The organism is Oryzisolibacter sp. LB2S, from assembly GCF_040732315.1.
Lineage (GTDB): Bacteria > Pseudomonadota > Gammaproteobacteria > Burkholderiales > Burkholderiaceae_C > Alicycliphilus > Alicycliphilus soli.
Genome location: NZ_CP160388.1, coordinates 3,298,950 through 3,314,592 on the forward strand (window position 1 = coordinate 3,298,950; position 15,643 = coordinate 3,314,592).

The following is a 15,643-nucleotide window of genomic DNA, read 5'->3' on the forward strand; positions in this document are numbered from 1 at the left end:
AAAAAACCGCTCACCGCACAGGACTGGCGTGGGTGAGCGTCGTTGCAAGAATGGGTTCCGAGCCTCACGCCCCGCTGCCATCGGTGGATGCTGGGGGCGCTGCAACGCTCCTCGGAAAGGTGGACGATTATACCGGCGCGGTTTTTGGCAAGCCTTGCCAAGGCTCGTAAAATCCCCCCATGAGCACGGTCACCATGAATATTTCGCTCACCGACGAGCTGAAGGCGTTTGTTGACGCCCGCGTGCAGGCGCGCGGCTACAGCAGCACCAGCGAGTACATGCGCGACCTGGTGCGCCGCGACGAGGAACGCGCGGCCGAGGAGCGCTTTGTGGCGCTGATTCAGGAGGGGCTCGACTCCCCCGCCGGCCGCCCCTGGGAGGAGCATCGCGCCGAGTTGCGTGCACGCATTGCAGCCGCCCGCGCCGCCGAGAGCAAGCCTGCGTGAAGCCCGTCATACCGCGCGTTGCTGCGGAAACAGACGTCAACGACATCTTCGCGTACTACCGGGAGCAAGGAGGCTCCAGCCTGGCAGAACGGTTTGTGGACGATTACGACAGCGCCCTGCTGCACATCGCCCGACATCCCGACACCGGTTCAGCGCGCTATGCCGGCCATGTACCCGGCCTGCGCTTCTGGACGCTGCGCCACTTCCCACTGGCCGTCTTCTACGTGGAGCAAGCCGACTTCATCGACATCGTGCGCGTGCTGCACCAGGCCCGTGACCTGCCCATCCATCTCTCCTAACCTTTCGAGTATTTTCGTGTCCTACGCCTCCGAAACGCGCCGCCGCCGCACCTTCGCCATCATTTCCCACCCCGACGCGGGCAAGACCACGCTGACGGAAAAGCTGCTGCTGTTCTCGGGCGCGATCCAGATCGCCGGCGCCGTCAAGGGCCGCAAGGCCAGCCGCCATGCCACGTCCGACTGGATGGAGATCGAGAAGCAGCGCGGCATCTCGGTGGCCAGCTCGGTCATGCAGATGAGCTACCGCGACCATGTCATCAACCTGCTCGACACGCCCGGTCACAAGGACTTCAGTGAGGATACCTATCGCGTGCTCACCGCCGTCGATTCGGCACTGATGGTGATCGACGCGGCCAACGGCGTGGAGGCGCAGACGAGGCGCCTGATCGAGGTCTGCCGCCAGCGCGATACGCCCATCATCAGCTTCGTCAACAAGATGGACCGCGAGGTGCGCGACCCGCTGGACATCCTCGACGAGGTCGAGCGCGAGCTCGGCATGCCCTGCTGCCCCATGACCTGGCCCGTGGGCCAGGGCAAGACCTTTGGCGGCATCATCGACCTGCGCACGCAGAGCATGACGGTGTTCCAGGCCGGCAGCGAAAAGCGCCCGGAGGACTTCGAGGTCATCCCGCTCACCGAGGTGGACAGGCTGCGCGCGCGCTTCGGCAAGGCCTACGACGACGCCATCGAAAGCATGGAGCTGGCCGTGGGCGCGTCGATTGCCTGGGATCACCAGGAGTTTCTGGCCGCGCGCCTGACACCGGTGTTCTTCGGCTCAGGCGTGAACAACTTCGGTGTGCAGGAGGTGCTCAACGCCGTGGTCGACATGTCGCCCCCGCCCGGCCCGCGCATGGCCTGGCGCGAAGTGGGCCGCGAGCGCGAGCAGGTTACGGTACGCCCCGAGGACAAGGGCTTTGCCGGCGTGGTCTTCAAGGTGCAGGCCAACATGGACGCCAACCACCGCGACCGCATCGCCTTCGTGCGCGTGGCCAGTGGCAAATACACGCCAGGCATGAAGATGAAGGTGCAGCGCACGGGCAAGGAACTGCGCCCAACCAGCGTCGTCACCTTCATGAGCCAGCGGCGCGAGGCGGTCGACGAGGCCTACGCCGGCGACATCATCGGCTTCACCATCCACGGCGGCGTGCAGCTGGGCGACTCCATCACCGACGGCCCACCACTGCAGTTCACCGGCCTGCCCTTCTTCGCGCCCGAGCTGTTCATGACCGTGGTGCTCAAGAACCCGCTGCGCTCCAAGCAGCTGCAGCAGGGCCTGATGGAGCTGGGCGAGGAAGGCGCCATCCAGGTCTTCAAGCCCGACGCCGGCGGCAACATGCTGCTGGGCGCCGTGGGCCAGCTGCAGTTCGAGGTGGTGCAGCATCGCCTCAAGACCGAGTACGACTGCGACGTGCGCCTGGAAGGCTGCCAATACACGGGCGCGCGCTGGATCACGGCCGACACGCCGGCCGAGCTGCGCGAGTTCGAGAACGCCTACCCGCTGCGCATGGCGCACGATGCGGCCAACACACTGACCTATCTGTGCACCAGTCCGTATGACGTGCGGCTGGCGCAGGAGCGGTTTCCGAAGATTCACTTTCACCCGCTGAGGGAGCATGCGGGGTTGGCGCTGAGCAGCAGCCACTGACCATGCAGCCGCTTTCCCAATGGCAGCCGCCCACTGACCTCGTGGGCGTGCTCACCGACATCGACGACACCCTGACCACCGACGGCGCCATCACGCCCGACGCGCTGGCCGCGCTTGGTGATCTGAAGGCCGCCGGCCTGCATGTCATCCCCATCACCGGGCGGCCCGTGGGCTGGAGCGCGCCCTTTGCCGCCACCTGGCCCGTGGACGCCATCGTGGCCGAAAACGGTGCCTGCGCCCTGCTGCCACAGGATTCAAGCCATATTGGCATCGAAGGCGCTCCAGGCAAGCGCGGACAGCTATTGAAAATATATCAACAGGACGATGCCACGCGTGCCGCCAACTACCGCGCCATGCAGCAGGTGCTGGCCGACATCGAGGCGCGCGTGCCGGGGGCGCGGCGCGCCCAGGACTCGGCCGGGCGCGAGTGCGACATTGCCATCGACCACAGCGAGTTCACCCACCTGCCCCAGGCCGCCATCGACGCCTGCGTGCAGATCATGCGCGCGGCCGGCATGAACGCCACGGTCAGCAGCATCCACATCAACGGCTGGTATGGCGCGCACGACAAGCTCGTGGGCGCGCGCTGGATCGTGCGCGAGCTGCTGGGGCGAGAGCTTGACGCCGAGCTCCATCGCTGGGTGTACGTGGGCGACTCGACCAACGACCAGCGCATGTTCGAGCATTTCCCGCACAGCGTGGGCGTGGCCAACATCGCGCGCTTCGTGCCGCAGCTCGTGCATCTGCCGCGCTATGTCACGCAGGGCGAGCGCGGCGCGGGCTTTGCCGAACTGGCACGCGCCCTGCTGACTCGCTGACGCGCCGCGGGCGTTGCCCTGGCGCGCCAAGGCGCACACAATGGCGCGCAGCCCCCTTGCACAAAGCCGCGCCGCCATGACCCGCCTCATAGACCTGCCCACGCTGGCCGCCCTGGTGCACGACATGGGTGCGGCCCATTTCCTGTGCGAGCTGGCCGACGAGATCCATGCCGACTTTCTGCGCTGGAATGCCTTTGACAAGACCGCGCGCCTGGCCAGTCACAGCCCGCAAGGGGTGATAGAGCTCATGCCCGTCTCCGACCGGCGGCTCTACAGCTTCAAGTACGTCAACGGTCACCCGGGCAACCCGGCCCATGGCCTGCCCACGGTGATGGCCTTCGGCGTGCTGGCCGAGGTCGCCACGGGCCTGCCGCTGCTGCTGTCGGAGATGACGCTGGCCACCGCGCTGCGCACGGCCGCCACATCGGCCCTGGCCGCGCAGGCGCTGGCGCGCACGGGCAGCCGCAGCATGGCGCTGATCGGCAATGGCGCGCAGGCCGAATTCCAGGCACTGGCCTTTCATGCGCTGCTGGGCATCACGGAGCTGCGCGTGTTCGACGTCGCGCCGACCGCCACCGACAAGCTCGTGCGCAACCTGGCACGCACGCCGGCGCTCAGGCTGGTGCGGGCGGCCTCGGTCGCCGATGCCGTGCGCGGCGCGGACATCGTGACCACCATCACGGCGGCCAAGTGCCACGCCCGCATCGTGACACCCGACATGCTGGAGCCGGGCATGCACCTGAATGCCGTGGGCGGCGACTGCCCCGGCAAGACCGAAATCGACCCAGAGGTGCTTCGGCGCGCGCGCATCGTCGTCGAGTACGCACCGCAAAGCCGTATCGAGGGCGAGGTCCAGCAGCTCGCGGAGAATCACCCCGTCACCGAGCTGTGGCAGATCCTCACGGGCAAGGTCAAGGGGCGGGAGGATGCGCTCCAGATCACCTGTTTCGATTCCGTCGGCTTTGCACTGGAGGATCACGCCGTGCTGCGCCTGATCCACCGGCTGGCCCAGGCCAGGGGCCTTGGCACGGACCTCGCGCTCGTGCCCACGGACAGCGACCCCAGGGATTTGTTCGGCCGCACGCGCAGCCGGCTGCGCCGGGTGGTGTGAATACTGGCAAAAATCGACTCCAGCGCCCGTGCATGAAGCGCGGGCAGCTATGAAAAAAGCAAAAGGTGCCATGGGCACCTTTTGGCATGACAGGCCGCAAGCCGGCTCAGTGCTGCAGAATTTTGTTGAGGAAATCCTTGGTGCGCGGCTGGCGTGCCTCGAGGTTGCCGAAGAACTCCTCCTTGCTGCAGTCCTCGAGGATCTTGCCGCCCACGTCCATGAAGATCACGCGGTCGCTGACCTTCTTGGCGAAGCCCATTTCGTGCGTCACGCACATCATGGTCATGCCCTCATGGGCCAGGCCCATCATCACGTCCAGCACCTCGCCCACCATCTCGGGGTCGAGCGCGCTCGTGGGCTCGTCGAACAGCATCACGATGGGGTCCATGGACAGCGCACGCGCAATCGCCACGCGCTGCTGCTGACCGCCCGAGAGCTGGCCCGGGAACTTGTCCTTGTGCGCCATCAGGCCCACGCGGTCGAGCATCTTCAGGCCACGCGTCTTGGCATCCTCGGGGTTGCGCCCCAGCACCTTGATCTGGGCGATGGTGAGGTTCTCGGTCACCGACAGATGGGGAAAGAGCTCGAAATGCTGGAACACCATGCCCACGCGCGAGCGCAGCTTGGGCAGGTCGGTCCTGGGGTCGTGCACGGCCGTGCCATCGACCCAGATCTCGCCCTTCTGTATGGGCTCGAGCGCGTTGATGGTCTTGATGAGCGTGGACTTGCCCGAGCCCGAGGGGCCGCAGACCACGACCACCTCGCCCTTCTTGATGCTGGTGGAGCAGTCGTTGAGCACCTGGAAGCTGCCGTACCACTTGGAGACGTTCTTGAGTTCGATCATGTGGAAATTCCTTGCAATAACACGCCTCAGCGGATGATGGCAATCTTCCTGTGCAGGCGCTTGACGGCCCAGGACAGCGAGTAGCAGATCACGAAATAGGCCACCGCGGCGACCAGATAGGCCTCCACGGGGCGGCCGAAGTTCTTGCCCGCGACGTCGAAGCCCTTGAGCATGTCGTAGGCGCCGATGGCGTAGACCAGCGAGGTGTCCTGGAACAGGATGATGGTCTGCGTGAGCAGCACCGGCAGCATGTTGCGAAACGCCTGCGGCAGCACCACGAGCTTCATGTTCTGGCCGTAGGTCATGCCCAGGGCCTGGCCCGCGAAGATCTGGCCACGCGGGATGGACTGAATGCCCGCGCGCATGATCTCGCTGAAGTAGGCCGCCTCGAACGCGACGAAGGTGATGATGGCCGAGGCCTCCGCGCCGATGGGCCGGCCGATGATCAGCGGCACCAGCAGGAAGAACCACAGGATCACCATCACCAGCGGAATGCTGCGCATGCCGTTGACATAGATGGTGGCCGGGAGCATGAGCCACTGCCGGCCCGACAGCCGCATGAGCGCGAGCAGCGTGCCCAGGAAGATGCCGCCCAGCGTGGCGATCACCGTGAGGACGACGCTGAAGTAGAAGCCCTTGAGGACGAAGTTGGAGAGCAGGTTCCAACTGATGAAGGACCAATCGATGTGCAGACCCATCTCAGTGCCCTCCCCCGCCCGCGGCGATCATGCCCGGCACGCGCACGCGCTTCTCGATGAAGGCCATGACGCGGTTGACGGCCAGCGCGGACACGATGTACAGCCCCGTCACCGCCAGGTACACCTCGATGCCGCGTGAGGTCTCCTCCTGCACCTGCATGGCGTACATGGTGAGCTCGGACACCGACACTGCGAACGCCACCGACGAGTTCTTGAAGATGTTCATGGTCTCGCTCGTCAGCGGCGGGATGATGATGCGGTACGCCATGGGCAGCAGCACGTAGCGGTAGTACTGGAACGTGGTGAAGCCCATGGCCATGCCCGCGTAACGCTGCCCGCGCGGCAGCGCCAGAATGCCCGAGCGCAACTGCTCGGCGATACGCGCCGAGGTGAAGAAGCCGAGCGCAAACACCACCAGCACAAAGCCGGGCAGCGACTTCATGGCCGGGAAGATCGCCGGTATCACGTGGTACCACAGAAAGATGTGGACCAGCAGCGGTATGTTGCGGAAGAACTCGACCCAGGCATTGCCCAGGCGCACGATCCAGGGGCTGTCAGGCAGCGTGCGCAGCGTGCCGATCAGCGAGCCGACGATGAGCGCAATCACCAGCGCCAGCAGCGACACCGACACCGTCCAGCCCCAGGCCGACAGCAGCCAGTCCAGATAGGTGATGTCCCCGCCCTTGCCAAAGCAGCTTGCGCCCACCTCCTGGGTAATGGTGTCCTGGCAGAACACCTGCCAATCCCAATTCATAGGAGCACCTCTTTCATTGAATGCCAACCATGCCGGGCGGCTGCGCCGGCAATGAAAAAGGCCCCTTCAAACCCCGGGTCTGAAGGGGCCCAGCGCATCACGGATTACTTTTGATAGTCTTCCATGGGCTTGTCGTTCGGGTGCTCCCAGGCATTCTTGGTCGCAGCCGACAGCGGCAGGCCCACCTTGGTGTTGTTCGGCGGGATCGGCTGCATGAACCACTTGTCGTAGGACTTGGCCAGGGTGCCGTCCTTGATCTGGCGCACGATGGAGTCGTCCACCGCCTTCTTGAAGGCCGGGTCGTTCTTGCGCAGCATGCAGGCGATGGGTTCGACCGACAGGGCCTCGCCCACGATCTTGAAGTCGTTGGGGTTCTTGGCCTTGGAGATGTTGCCCGCGAGAATGGAGCCATCCATGATGAAGGCGTCGGCGCGGCCGGTCTCCAGCATCAGGAAGCTGTCGGCATGGTCCTTGCCCATGACCTCCTTGATGTTCAGGCCGTCGGCGCGCTTGTTCTTGCGCAGCGTCTGCACCGAGGTCGTGCCCGTGGTGGTGACGATGGTCTTGCCGTTGAGGTCCTTGATGTCGTCGATGCCCGAATTGGCGCGAACGGCGATGCGCACCTCTTCCACATAGGTGGTGTACGCGAAGGCGACATCCTTCTGGCGTGCCAGATTGTTCGTGGTGGAGCCGCACTCGAGGTCCACCGTGCCGTTGACGACCAGCGGAATGCGGTTCTGCGAGGTCACGGGCTGGTACTTGATCTCCATCTTGGTCAGGCCCAGCTGCTTCTGGATGTCATGGGCAATGCGCTCGGCCATCTCGGTGTGAAAGCCCACATACTTGCCATCGCCCAGCGTGTAGGCCAGCGCGCCGGAGGACTCGCGCACGCCCAGGGTGATGGCGCCAGACGACTTGATCTTGGCCAGGGTGTCATTGGCCTGCGCCATGGCGCTTCCAGCAGCCAGGACGGTGATCGCGGCGGCCAGCAAATGTTTCTTCATGTGATCTCTCCTTATGGGTGAAATGAACTCTGCGGTACGGTCAATGGGCTGCGCGCCGATGGACAGGTCCGGTGGGGCGCGTTCATGCGAGCAGCCCGCCCCGGTGAGGGACAGGCTTTGTATTGTGCGTGCTGTGGGAACGCCGGCAACGGCGGATTTATAGGGTGTTTCCAGAAGAACAGCGCCATGGGCGGCAGTTTCGCGCGCCCGGTCAAATCGGATTCTGGCCGCTCTGGGCCTGCAGATAGGCCCACAGCGCCTGTGCCACCCTCTTGGCCGACTCCTTGCGCGAGGGCTTTTCGCGATAGGCGCGCACCTCCATGACCATCTGCAGGTCGGTCACGCCCGCGGGCGCGGCGCTGACCAGCTTGCCCGTGCGCAGCTCCTTCTTGACGGCGCTGAAGGGCAGAAACGCCACGCCATGGCCTTCGAGCGCCATGGCCTTCAGGCCCTCGGCCATGTCGGTCTCGTACACGCGCTCGAGGTGGATGGCCGTGCCCGACTGCTTGAGGATGAGCTCGGTGATCCGCCCGAGATACGCGCCCGGCGCATAGCCCAGATAGGGCAGCGGCTCGCCCGCGCGCCCGGGCAGACTGAACACCGGCTGACCGTCGGCCCCGGCCTTGGCGTAGGGGGCGAGCGACTCCTGGCCCAGGGTCACCATCTCATAGCGCTCGGCATCGAGCTGCAGCGGCTGCGAGGGATGGTGGTAGGAGATCAACAGGTCGCAGCCGCCCTCGACCAGGCGCATCACGGCGTCATGCACGTTGAGCGCGATCAGGCGCGTCTTGAGCGGCCCGAAGTCGGCGCGCACCGCCGACAGCCAGGCCGGAAAGAAGGTGAACGCCAGCGTGTGCGGCACGGCGAACTCGATCATGTCCGAGCTGCTGCTCGAATGCCCGCGCAGCATGGCGCGGGTGTTCTGCAGCGCCTGCAGCACCTCCAGCGCCTGGTCGTACAGCGTGGTGCCCGCTGCCGTGAGCCTGGTGGGGTAGGAGCTGCGGTCCACCAGGTCCGTGCCCGCCCAGGCCTCCAGCGCCTGAATGCGGCGCGAGAACGCGGGCTGCGTCACATGGCGCAGCTGGGCCGAACGGCTGAAGCTGCGCGTTTCTGCCAGGCTGACGAAGTCTTCAAGCCATTTGGTTTCCATGGCGCGGCATTATCCGCTCGCGCAAACCCTTGCTGCGCAAAAGACATAGTTTCCATAGCAACGCGCATAATCGGCCCGCCCGCTCCTGGCCGCTGTCCATGCCGGCCCGTTCCGTTTCAGCCTCCGCACCTCTGCCCATGGATCCCACGCCCGCCGACGCGCCCACGCCACCCGCACCACCCGCCAAGGAGCCGCGCTCGCTGCGCATCGAGGACTGGCTCACCGTGCTCGCCATGGCGCTGCTGGCCCTGATCACCTTTGCCAACGTCATCGTGCGCTACTTCACCGATTCTTCCTTTGCCTGGACGGAGGAGCTCTCGGTCTTCCTGATGATTGTGCTGGCCCTGGTGGGCGGCTCCTCGGCCGTGGCGCGCGACCAGCACATCCGCATCGAATTCTTCTGCCGGGCGGGCTCGGCCGCGCGCAGGCGGCGCCTGGCGCAGCTGGGCGCGGCCTGCACGGCGCTGCTGTTTGCCTGCATCGCCTTTCTGAGCGTGCGCGTGGTCTGGGACGAGTACCGTTTCGAGGAGACCTCGCCCGGCATCGGCGTGCCGCAGTGGTGGTACTCGATCTGGCTGCCCGTCTGCGCCACCTTGATCACGCTGCGTGCCATAGGCCTGTGGCGCCGGCGCACGCGCCAGGGCGATGCCGAGTACCTCGCAGACGATGAGCCGCCCCAGGAGGGCCGGCCATGATAGCCACGCTGCTCTTCGTCGCCTTCCTCACACTGATGCTGCTGGGCGTGCCCATAGGCGCTGCCCTGGGCCTGGCCGGCGCGGCGGCGATCGCGCTGGCCAATGCAGAGACCCAGTGGTTTGGCCTGCTGGCCGTGCCGCAGAACTTCTACGCCGGGCTGGGCAAGTACCCGCTCTTGGCCATCCCCATGTTCGTGCTCGTGGGCTCGATCTTCGACCGCTCGGGCGTGGCGCAGCGCCTGGTGAACTTTGCCGTCGCCATCGTCGGGCGCGGGCCCGGCATGCTGCCACTGGTGGCGATTTCCGTGGCCATGTTCATGGGCGGCATCTCGGGCTCGGGCCCGGCCACGGCGGCGGCCGTGGGCGCGGTGATGATCGCCGCCATGGCGCGCGCGGGCTATCCCGGGCCGTTCTCGGCCAGCGTGGTGGCGGCCGCGGCGGCCACCGACATATTGATCCCGCCCTCGGTGGCCTTCATCGTCTACTCGGTGCTGGTGCCGGGCGCCTCGGTGCCGGCGCTGTTTGCCGCGGGCATGTTCCCGGGCGTGCTCGCGGGGCTGGCGCTCATCATCCCGTCAGTGTGGCTCGCGCGGCGCCACCACATGGGCCGGCTCGAGGCCGAGCTGCCACGCCCGCCGTTCTGGCACAGCCTCAAGGAGGCCGCCTGGGGCCTGGCCGCGCCCGTGGTCATCCTCGGCGGCATGCGCATGGGCTGGTTCACGCCCACCGAGGCCGCCGTGGTCGCCGTGTTCTACGGCCTGTTCGTGGGCATGGTCATCCACCGCACCATAGGCCTGCGCGACCTGTTCCCCATACTGCGCGAGGCGGGCGAGCTCTCGGCCGTGATCCTCGTCGTGGTGTCGCTCGCGGGCATCTTCGCGTTCTCGCTCTCGACGCTCGGCGTGATCGACCCGGTCACGCGCGCCATCATCGAATCGGGCATGGGCGAGCGCGGCGTGATGGCCGCGCTCATCGTGCTGCTGCTCGTCATGGGCATGTTCCTCGACGGCATTTCCATCATGCTCATCTTCGTGCCGCTGGTGCTGCCGCTGGTGCAGCATTTCCAGTGGGACGTGGTGTGGTTCGGCACCGTGCTGGTGCTGACCATCGCCATCGGCCAGTTCACGCCGCCCATGGCCGTGAACCTGATGGTGGCCGCAAAGATCGCCCAGGTGCGCATGGAGGCCACCACGCGCTGGGTGCTGTGGCTGGTGCTGGCCATGTGCCTGGCCATGCTGGCCGTCGTGACCTGGCCGCAGATTGCGCTGTGGCTGCCTGCCAAACTGGGGTATTGATTTTTCTAAACTCAAGTAGCGATATCTATTGACGCCGTCATCCCCGCGAAGGCGGGGATCCAGGCGCCACACAAGCAGTCGATTCGTCACTGCTGTGGATCCCCGCTTTCGCGGGGATGACAGTGGATCTTGCAAGCATCGCGTGCAATCAACAGGCATCGCTACTTGAGCCCTTTTTCTACTAAGGAGACTTTGATGATGAAACTGCGTACCTTTCTGACCACCGCCGTCGCCGCCGCCGCGGCCCTGGCCTTCTCGACGGCGGCGCTGGCGCAAAACTACAAGAGCGAATACCGCATGTCCCTGGTGCTGGGCACGGCCTTCCCCTGGGGCAAGGGCGGCGAGCTCTGGGCGCAGAAGGTCAAGGAAAAGACCCAGGGCCGCATCAACATCAAGCTCTACCCCGGCGTTTCGCTGATCCAGGGCGACCAGACGCGTGAGTTCTCCGCGCTGCGCCAGGGTGTGATCGACATGGCGATCGGCTCGACCATCAACTGGTCGCCCCAGGTCAAGCAACTGAACCTGTTCTCGCTGCCCTTCCTGTTCCCCGACTACGCCGCCGTGGACGCCGTCACGCAGGGCGCCGTGGGCCAGAGCATCTTCAAGACGCTGGAGAAGGCCGGCGTGGTGCCGCTGGCCTGGGGCGAGAACGGCTACCGCGAGATCAGCAACTCCAAGCACGCCATCAAGAGCCCGGCCGACTTGAAGGGCCTGAAGATTCGCGTCGTCGGCTCGCCACTGTTCCTCGACACCTTCACGGCCCTGGGCGCCAACCCCACGCAGATGAGCTGGGCCGACGCCCAGCCTGCGTTTGCCAGCGGCGCCGTCGACGGCCAGGAAAATCCGCTGTCCATCTTCACCGCGGCCAAGCTGCAGAACGTGGCACAGAAGCACATCACCATGTGGGGCTACATGAACGACCCGCTGGTGTTCGTGGTCAACAAGGACGTGTGGAACAGCTGGACGCCTGCAGACCGCGAGGCCGTGCGCCAGGCCGCCATCGAGGCGGGCAAGGAAGAAATCGCCATCGCGCGCAAGGGCGTGGTCGAGGCCGACAAGCCGCTGCTCAAGCAGATAGCGGGCCTGGGCGTGACCGTGACGCAGCTGTCACCCGCCGAACGCGAGGCCTTCGTCAAGGCCACGCGCCCGGTGTACGACAAGTGGAAGGGCCAGATCGGCGCCGACCTGGTGACCGCCGCCGAGAAGGCGATTGCGGCGCGCAAGCAGTGACGCTATTTGTTTAATAGCTGTTTGCGCTTGATGTACGGGCGCTTCCAGCTGTTTGTATTGCGAATGGCTGCGCTGGCGCGGCGCCCCCTCTCCCCCGGCCCCTCCCCCGCGAGGGGGGAGGGGTGTGGGGTCATGGTGGCCGCTGCGCTTCTGTCCAGCGCGCGCAGAGGGTCTGGGGGGTCAGGGTGGCCGCTGGGTTCCTGCTCCCTCTCCCCTTGCGGGAGAGGGCTGGGGAGAGGGGGCGCAGATCATCGCACCAGCCCCTCGTCGGGTGGTATCACCTTCTTTGGCGGATGCTTGGCGGCATTCTTGGCGAGCTTGGCAATCACCGCCTGCTCCACATCCACGCCCGTATGGTCGGCCAGCTGCAGCAGGTAGAGCAGCACATCGGCGATCTCGTCACTCAGGCGCTCCTTGTTGCCGGCGTCGTCGGCAAAACGGTGCGACTCCTCGGGCGTGAGCCACTGGAACAGCTCCAGCAGCTCGGCCGCCTCGACCATCAGCGCCATGGCCAGGTTCTTGGGCGCGTGGTAGGGCTGCCAGTCGCGCGCGGCGGCGAAGTCGCGCAGCTCGCGCTGCAGGGCTTTCACGTCCATGATGTGTTGGCTTTCTTTTTGATAGCTGCCTGCGCTTTATACATGGGCTCTAGAGGTCAATTTCGCTTGAACTTTGCTGCAGCGCCCACATGCCCGCATAGCGCCCGCCCGCGGCCAGCAGCTCGGCGTGGGTGCCGCGCTCGACGATACGGCCGGCGTCCATGACCAGGATCTCGTGCGCATCGACCACGGTGGACAGGCGGTGGGCGATCACCAGCGTGGTCTTGCCCCGGGCCACGGCGCGCAGCTCGGCCTGGATGGCGCGCTCGTTGTGTGAGTCGAGCGCGCTCGTGGCCTCGTCGAAGATCAGGATGGGCGGGTTCTTGAGCAGCGTGCGCGCGATCGCCACGCGCTGCTTCTCGCCGCCGCTGAGCTTGAGGCCGCGCTCGCCCACCATGGTCTCGTAGCCCCTGGGCTGGGCGGTGATGAAGTCGTGGATATGCGCGGCGCGCGCGGCGCTCTCCACCTCGGCGGCGCTGGCGTCGGGCCGGCCGTAGGCGATGTTGTAGGCCACTGTGTCGTTGAACAGCACCGTGTCCTGCGGCACGATGCCGATGGCGCGGCGCAGGGACTGCTGGGTGACGCTACGGATGTCCTGCCCGGCGATGCTGATGCGGCCACCGCCGACGCCGGGCCGCCCCAAGTCGGCGGCGGCCCCCTCGGGGGGCAGCGAGCCACACGCAGTGGGCGAGCGTGGGGGCTCGATTCCCACGTCATAGAAGCGGTACAAGAGGCGTGAGAGCGTGCTCTTGCCCGCACCCGAGGGGCCAACCACGGCCACGGTCTTGCCCGCCGGGATCTCAAAGCTCACGCCCTGCAGAATGGGCCGCGCCGGGTCGTAGGCGAAGTGCACGTCCTCAAAACGCACCGTGGGCGCGTCGAGTCCCGCGAGCGCCGTAGCGCCGGGCGCGTCGGCCACCTCCTGCTCCTTGTCCATGAGGGTGAACATCTTGTCCAGGTCGGTCAGGTTCTGCTTGATCTCGCGGTAGATCACCCCCAGGAAGTTGAGCGGGATGTAGATCTGGATCATGAAGGCGTTGACCATGACCAGGTCGCCAATCGTCATGCGGCCCGCGGCCACGCCCTCGGTGGCGCGCCAGAGCATGGCCACCAGCCCCACGGCGATAATGAGCTGCTGGCCCGCGTTCAGCAGGCCCAGCGTGCTGCGCGCCTTGAGTTGCGCGCGGCGCAGCTGCTCCAGGCTTTCGTCGTAGCGGCGCGCCTCGAACTGCTCGTTGTTGAAGTATTTGACGGTCTCGTAGTTCAAGAGCGAATCGATGGCCTTGCTGTGCGCGGCCGAGTCGAACTGATTCGCCTGGCGCCGAAACTGGATGCGCCACTGCGTGATGGCCACGGTGAACGCGATGTAGAGCACCAGCGCCGTGAGCGTGATCACGGCAAACCAGATGTCGAACTGGCGCGCGAGGATGAACAGCACCAGCAGCACTTCGATCAGCGTGGCCGCGAGGTTGAACAGCGCAAACGACACCAGCGACTCGATGCCGCGCACGCCGCGCTCGATGTCGCGCGTCATGCCGCCGGTCTGGCGCTCGAGGTGAAAGCGCAGCGACAGGCCATGCAGATGCTCGAAGGTGCGCAATGCAATGGCGCGCGCCGCGCCATGCGTGGCCTTGGCAAACACCAGCTCGCGCAGCTCGTTGAACACCGAGTTCGTCAGGCGCAACGCACCATAGGCCAGCAGCAGGCCCACGGGCACGACCAGCAGCGCGGCGCTGCCGCCCGCGGGCAGCGTCATGGCATCGACCAGGCGCTTGAGCAGCACGGGCACGCCCACATTGGCCAGCTTGGCGCCGACCATGAAGGCGATGGCCGCGAGCACGCGGCCCTTGTACTGCCACAGATAGGGCAGCAGGCGCTGGAGCGTGGCCGCGTCGGAGCGTGTGCGCGGGCTATCGGGGACTATGGCTTCGCCGTAGCGGCGCATGGGAGACAATCCGTGGAGTCAACAAAACCAGAGATTGTGCCCATGTCCCAGGATCTGCCCTGCACCTACGCCGAACTGCCCACTGACAAGGATCTGGTGCTGCGCGTCATCCCCATGCCCGCCGACACCAACAGCAATGGCGACATCTTCGGCGGCTGGGTCATGGCACAGGTGGACCTGGCCGGCGCGGTGCTGCCCGCACGGCGCATCCGCGGGCGCATGGCCACGGTGGCGGTCAACGAATTCATCTTCAAGCAGCCCGTGCGCGTGGGCGACCTGCTGTCCTTCTTTGCCGAGGTCACGCGCGTGGGCACGACCTCCATGACCATCCGCGTGGAAGTCTTTGCCGAGAGCGCGCGCACCCAGGGCCGCTACGCCAAGGTGACCGAGGCGACGCTGACCTATGTGGCCATAGACGAAAACGGCCGCCCCTGCCCGATTCCGCCGCCACCCGCTGCGGCATAAAAAAACGGGAGTGCCCTGCGGCCTCCCGTTGTGCGCGGGGCGCAGCCCCCTCAGACCAGAGTCAGGCCGCGGCCAGCGCGGGAGATGCCGTGGTCGACGAGGCCGATGCCTGGGCGGGCGCGGCCGCCTGCTGTGCGCGGCTGCTGCCGACGCCGACAGAGATCTCGCCCGAGAGCTGACCGCCCTCCTCGATCACCACCTTGCCGTAACGGATCGTGCCGCTGACCTTGCCCGTGCTGTAGATCACGAGCTTCTCGCGCACCGTGAGAGAGCCGTCGAAGCGGCCGTGGATCTCGGCGATGTCGATCTCGGCCGTGCCGTGGAAGGCACCCTGTTCGGCGATCTGGATCACGCGCGAATCCATCGTGGCCTCCACCGTGCCCTCCACCACCAGGGTGTCGCAGTCGGTGATCTCCACGCCCTTGAGCTTGATGTTGGGGCCCACGGTGAGTTTGCTGCCGCCGCTCTCGGTGGTACCGGTGCTCGCAGGCTTGCTGACCGCAGCCGTGCTTGCAGCTGGGCTGGCGCTGGCCGAACCCGTCACGGTGCTGCCGCCGAGCACGGACGATGGTTGACGGGTCTGGAACGAGTCGTTGTCGCGTTTGCCAAAGAAGGGGTTCTGCACGGCCATGGGTTCGGATCTCCTGA

The 15,643-nt window shown here is 66.2% G+C and carries 17 protein-coding genes and 1 riboswitch; of the genes, 9 read left to right on the forward strand and 8 right to left on the reverse strand.

The features are described from left to right. Positions 1-27: 27 nt before the first annotated feature. Positions 28-119: riboswitch (S-adenosyl-L-homocysteine riboswitch) on the reverse strand. A 60-nt stretch (positions 120-179) separates the two neighbouring features. From ABUE11_RS15555 to ABUE11_RS15575, 5 genes are all read left to right on the forward strand, one after another. After that, complete coding sequence (locus ABUE11_RS15555) at positions 180-446, forward strand: type II toxin-antitoxin system ParD family antitoxin (protein ID WP_367066255.1); 267 nt, start codon at positions 180-182, stop codon at positions 444-446. Then, positions 443-745, forward strand: a complete 303-nt coding sequence (locus ABUE11_RS15560) for a type II toxin-antitoxin system RelE/ParE family toxin (RefSeq protein ID WP_367066257.1) — start codon at positions 443-445, stop codon at positions 743-745. Before ABUE11_RS15555 ends, ABUE11_RS15560 begins: the two co-directional genes overlap by 4 nt. A gap of 16 nt (positions 746-761) precedes the next feature. After that, positions 762-2,390 (forward strand): peptide chain release factor 3, encoded by a 1,629-nt coding sequence (locus tag ABUE11_RS15565; protein WP_367066258.1) that lies wholly within the window; start codon positions 762-764, stop codon positions 2,388-2,390. 2 nt (positions 2,391-2,392) lie between these two features. Continuing rightward, positions 2,393-3,208 (forward strand): HAD-IIB family hydrolase, encoded by an 816-nt coding sequence (locus ABUE11_RS15570; RefSeq protein WP_367066259.1) that lies wholly within the window; start codon positions 2,393-2,395, stop codon positions 3,206-3,208. 76 nt (positions 3,209-3,284) lie between these two features. Continuing rightward, entirely contained in the window at positions 3,285-4,319 is a 1,035-nt protein-coding gene (locus ABUE11_RS15575) for an ornithine cyclodeaminase (RefSeq protein ID WP_367066260.1), read from the forward strand. A gap of 106 nt (positions 4,320-4,425) precedes the next feature. On the opposite strand, the gene ABUE11_RS15580 is transcribed toward ABUE11_RS15575, so the two are convergent. The 5 genes from ABUE11_RS15580 to ABUE11_RS15600 form a co-directional block, all read right to left on the reverse strand. Further along, positions 4,426-5,163 carry an amino acid ABC transporter ATP-binding protein gene (locus tag ABUE11_RS15580; protein ID WP_367066261.1) on the reverse strand — a complete coding sequence of 246 codons (738 nt, stop codon included), beginning with the start codon at positions 5,161-5,163 and terminating at the stop codon, positions 4,426-4,428. A 26-nt stretch (positions 5,164-5,189) separates the two neighbouring features. Continuing rightward, positions 5,190-5,861, reverse strand: a complete 672-nt coding sequence (locus ABUE11_RS15585) for an amino acid ABC transporter permease (RefSeq protein WP_367066262.1) — start codon at positions 5,859-5,861, stop codon at positions 5,190-5,192. 1 nt (position 5,862) lies between these two features. Beyond that, a complete protein-coding gene (locus tag ABUE11_RS15590; protein ID WP_367066264.1) occupies positions 5,863-6,615 on the reverse strand; it encodes an amino acid ABC transporter permease in 753 nt (250 codons plus the stop codon). A gap of 104 nt (positions 6,616-6,719) precedes the next feature. After that, positions 6,720-7,619: a transporter substrate-binding domain-containing protein gene (locus ABUE11_RS15595; protein ID WP_367066265.1), complete on the reverse strand. Its 900-nt coding sequence runs from the start codon at positions 7,617-7,619 to the stop codon at positions 6,720-6,722. 211 nt (positions 7,620-7,830) lie between these two features. Next, positions 7,831-8,769: a LysR substrate-binding domain-containing protein gene (locus ABUE11_RS15600; RefSeq protein ID WP_367066266.1), complete on the reverse strand. Its 939-nt coding sequence runs from the start codon at positions 8,767-8,769 to the stop codon at positions 7,831-7,833. A gap of 137 nt (positions 8,770-8,906) precedes the next feature. Between ABUE11_RS15600 and ABUE11_RS15605 the strand changes: the two genes are divergently transcribed. The 3 genes from ABUE11_RS15605 to ABUE11_RS15615 all read left to right on the forward strand — a co-directional run bounded on the left by ABUE11_RS15605 (position 8,907) and on the right by ABUE11_RS15615 (position 11,989). Next, positions 8,907-9,464, forward strand: a complete 558-nt coding sequence (locus ABUE11_RS15605) for a TRAP transporter small permease (protein WP_367066267.1) — start codon at positions 8,907-8,909, stop codon at positions 9,462-9,464. Further along, positions 9,461-10,759, forward strand: a complete 1,299-nt coding sequence (locus tag ABUE11_RS15610) for a TRAP transporter large permease (RefSeq protein ID WP_367066268.1) — start codon at positions 9,461-9,463, stop codon at positions 10,757-10,759. The genes ABUE11_RS15605 and ABUE11_RS15610 overlap by 4 nt, the downstream gene beginning before the upstream one ends. 198 nt (positions 10,760-10,957) lie before the next feature. After that, positions 10,958-11,989, forward strand: coding sequence for a DctP family TRAP transporter solute-binding subunit (locus tag ABUE11_RS15615; RefSeq protein ID WP_367068840.1), 1,032 nt, complete (start codon positions 10,958-10,960; stop codon positions 11,987-11,989). Positions 11,990-12,237: 248 nt separating this feature from the next. Here ABUE11_RS15615 and ABUE11_RS15620 read toward each other — a convergent pair whose 3' ends face one another. Together ABUE11_RS15620 and ABUE11_RS15625 are read right to left on the reverse strand one after the other, a co-directional pair. Next, a complete protein-coding gene (locus tag ABUE11_RS15620; protein ID WP_367066269.1) occupies positions 12,238-12,585 on the reverse strand; it encodes a nucleotide pyrophosphohydrolase in 348 nt (115 codons plus the stop codon). 49 nt (positions 12,586-12,634) lie between these two features. Then, complete coding sequence (locus tag ABUE11_RS15625) at positions 12,635-14,530, reverse strand: ABC transporter ATP-binding protein/permease (RefSeq protein ID WP_367066270.1); 1,896 nt, start codon at positions 14,528-14,530, stop codon at positions 12,635-12,637. 42 nt (positions 14,531-14,572) lie between these two features. Between ABUE11_RS15625 and ABUE11_RS15630 the strand changes: the two genes are divergently transcribed. After that, entirely contained in the window at positions 14,573-14,995 is a 423-nt protein-coding gene (locus ABUE11_RS15630; RefSeq protein WP_367066271.1) for an acyl-CoA thioesterase, read from the forward strand. A 61-nt stretch (positions 14,996-15,056) separates the two neighbouring features. Here the strand turns inward: ABUE11_RS15630 and ABUE11_RS15635 are convergent, their stop codons facing one another. Further along, a complete protein-coding gene (locus ABUE11_RS15635) occupies positions 15,057-15,626 on the reverse strand; it encodes a polymer-forming cytoskeletal protein (RefSeq protein ID WP_367066272.1) in 570 nt (189 codons plus the stop codon). Between the last annotated feature and the right edge of the window lie 17 nt (positions 15,627-15,643).

Coding starts and splice junctions, on each gene's coding strand:
- ABUE11_RS15600 (WP_367066266.1), bottom strand. CDS start 8,769: ATGGAAACCAAATGGCTTGAAGACTTCGTCAGCCTGGCAGAAACGCGC.
- ABUE11_RS15630 (WP_367066271.1), top strand. CDS start 14,573: ATGTCCCAGGATCTGCCCTGCACCTACGCCGAACTGCCCACTGACAAG.
- ABUE11_RS15570 (WP_367066259.1), top strand. CDS start 2,393: ATGCAGCCGCTTTCCCAATGGCAGCCGCCCACTGACCTCGTGGGCGTG.
- ABUE11_RS15580 (WP_367066261.1), bottom strand. CDS start 5,163: ATGATCGAACTCAAGAACGTCTCCAAGTGGTACGGCAGCTTCCAGGTG.
- ABUE11_RS15610 (WP_367066268.1), top strand. CDS start 9,461: ATGATAGCCACGCTGCTCTTCGTCGCCTTCCTCACACTGATGCTGCTG.
- ABUE11_RS15575 (WP_367066260.1), top strand. CDS start 3,285: ATGACCCGCCTCATAGACCTGCCCACGCTGGCCGCCCTGGTGCACGAC.
- ABUE11_RS15605 (WP_367066267.1), top strand. CDS start 8,907: ATGGATCCCACGCCCGCCGACGCGCCCACGCCACCCGCACCACCCGCC.
- ABUE11_RS15635 (WP_367066272.1), bottom strand. CDS start 15,626: ATGGCCGTGCAGAACCCCTTCTTTGGCAAACGCGACAACGACTCGTTC.
- ABUE11_RS15615 (WP_367068840.1), top strand. CDS start 10,958: ATGAAACTGCGTACCTTTCTGACCACCGCCGTCGCCGCCGCCGCGGCC.
- ABUE11_RS15555 (WP_367066255.1), top strand. CDS start 180: ATGAGCACGGTCACCATGAATATTTCGCTCACCGACGAGCTGAAGGCG.
- ABUE11_RS15595 (WP_367066265.1), bottom strand. CDS start 7,619: ATGAAGAAACATTTGCTGGCCGCCGCGATCACCGTCCTGGCTGCTGGA.
- ABUE11_RS15590 (WP_367066264.1), bottom strand. CDS start 6,615: ATGAATTGGGATTGGCAGGTGTTCTGCCAGGACACCATTACCCAGGAG.
- ABUE11_RS15625 (WP_367066270.1), bottom strand. CDS start 14,530: ATGCGCCGCTACGGCGAAGCCATAGTCCCCGATAGCCCGCGCACACGC.
- ABUE11_RS15585 (WP_367066262.1), bottom strand. CDS start 5,861: ATGGGTCTGCACATCGATTGGTCCTTCATCAGTTGGAACCTGCTCTCC.
- ABUE11_RS15620 (WP_367066269.1), bottom strand. CDS start 12,585: ATGGACGTGAAAGCCCTGCAGCGCGAGCTGCGCGACTTCGCCGCCGCG.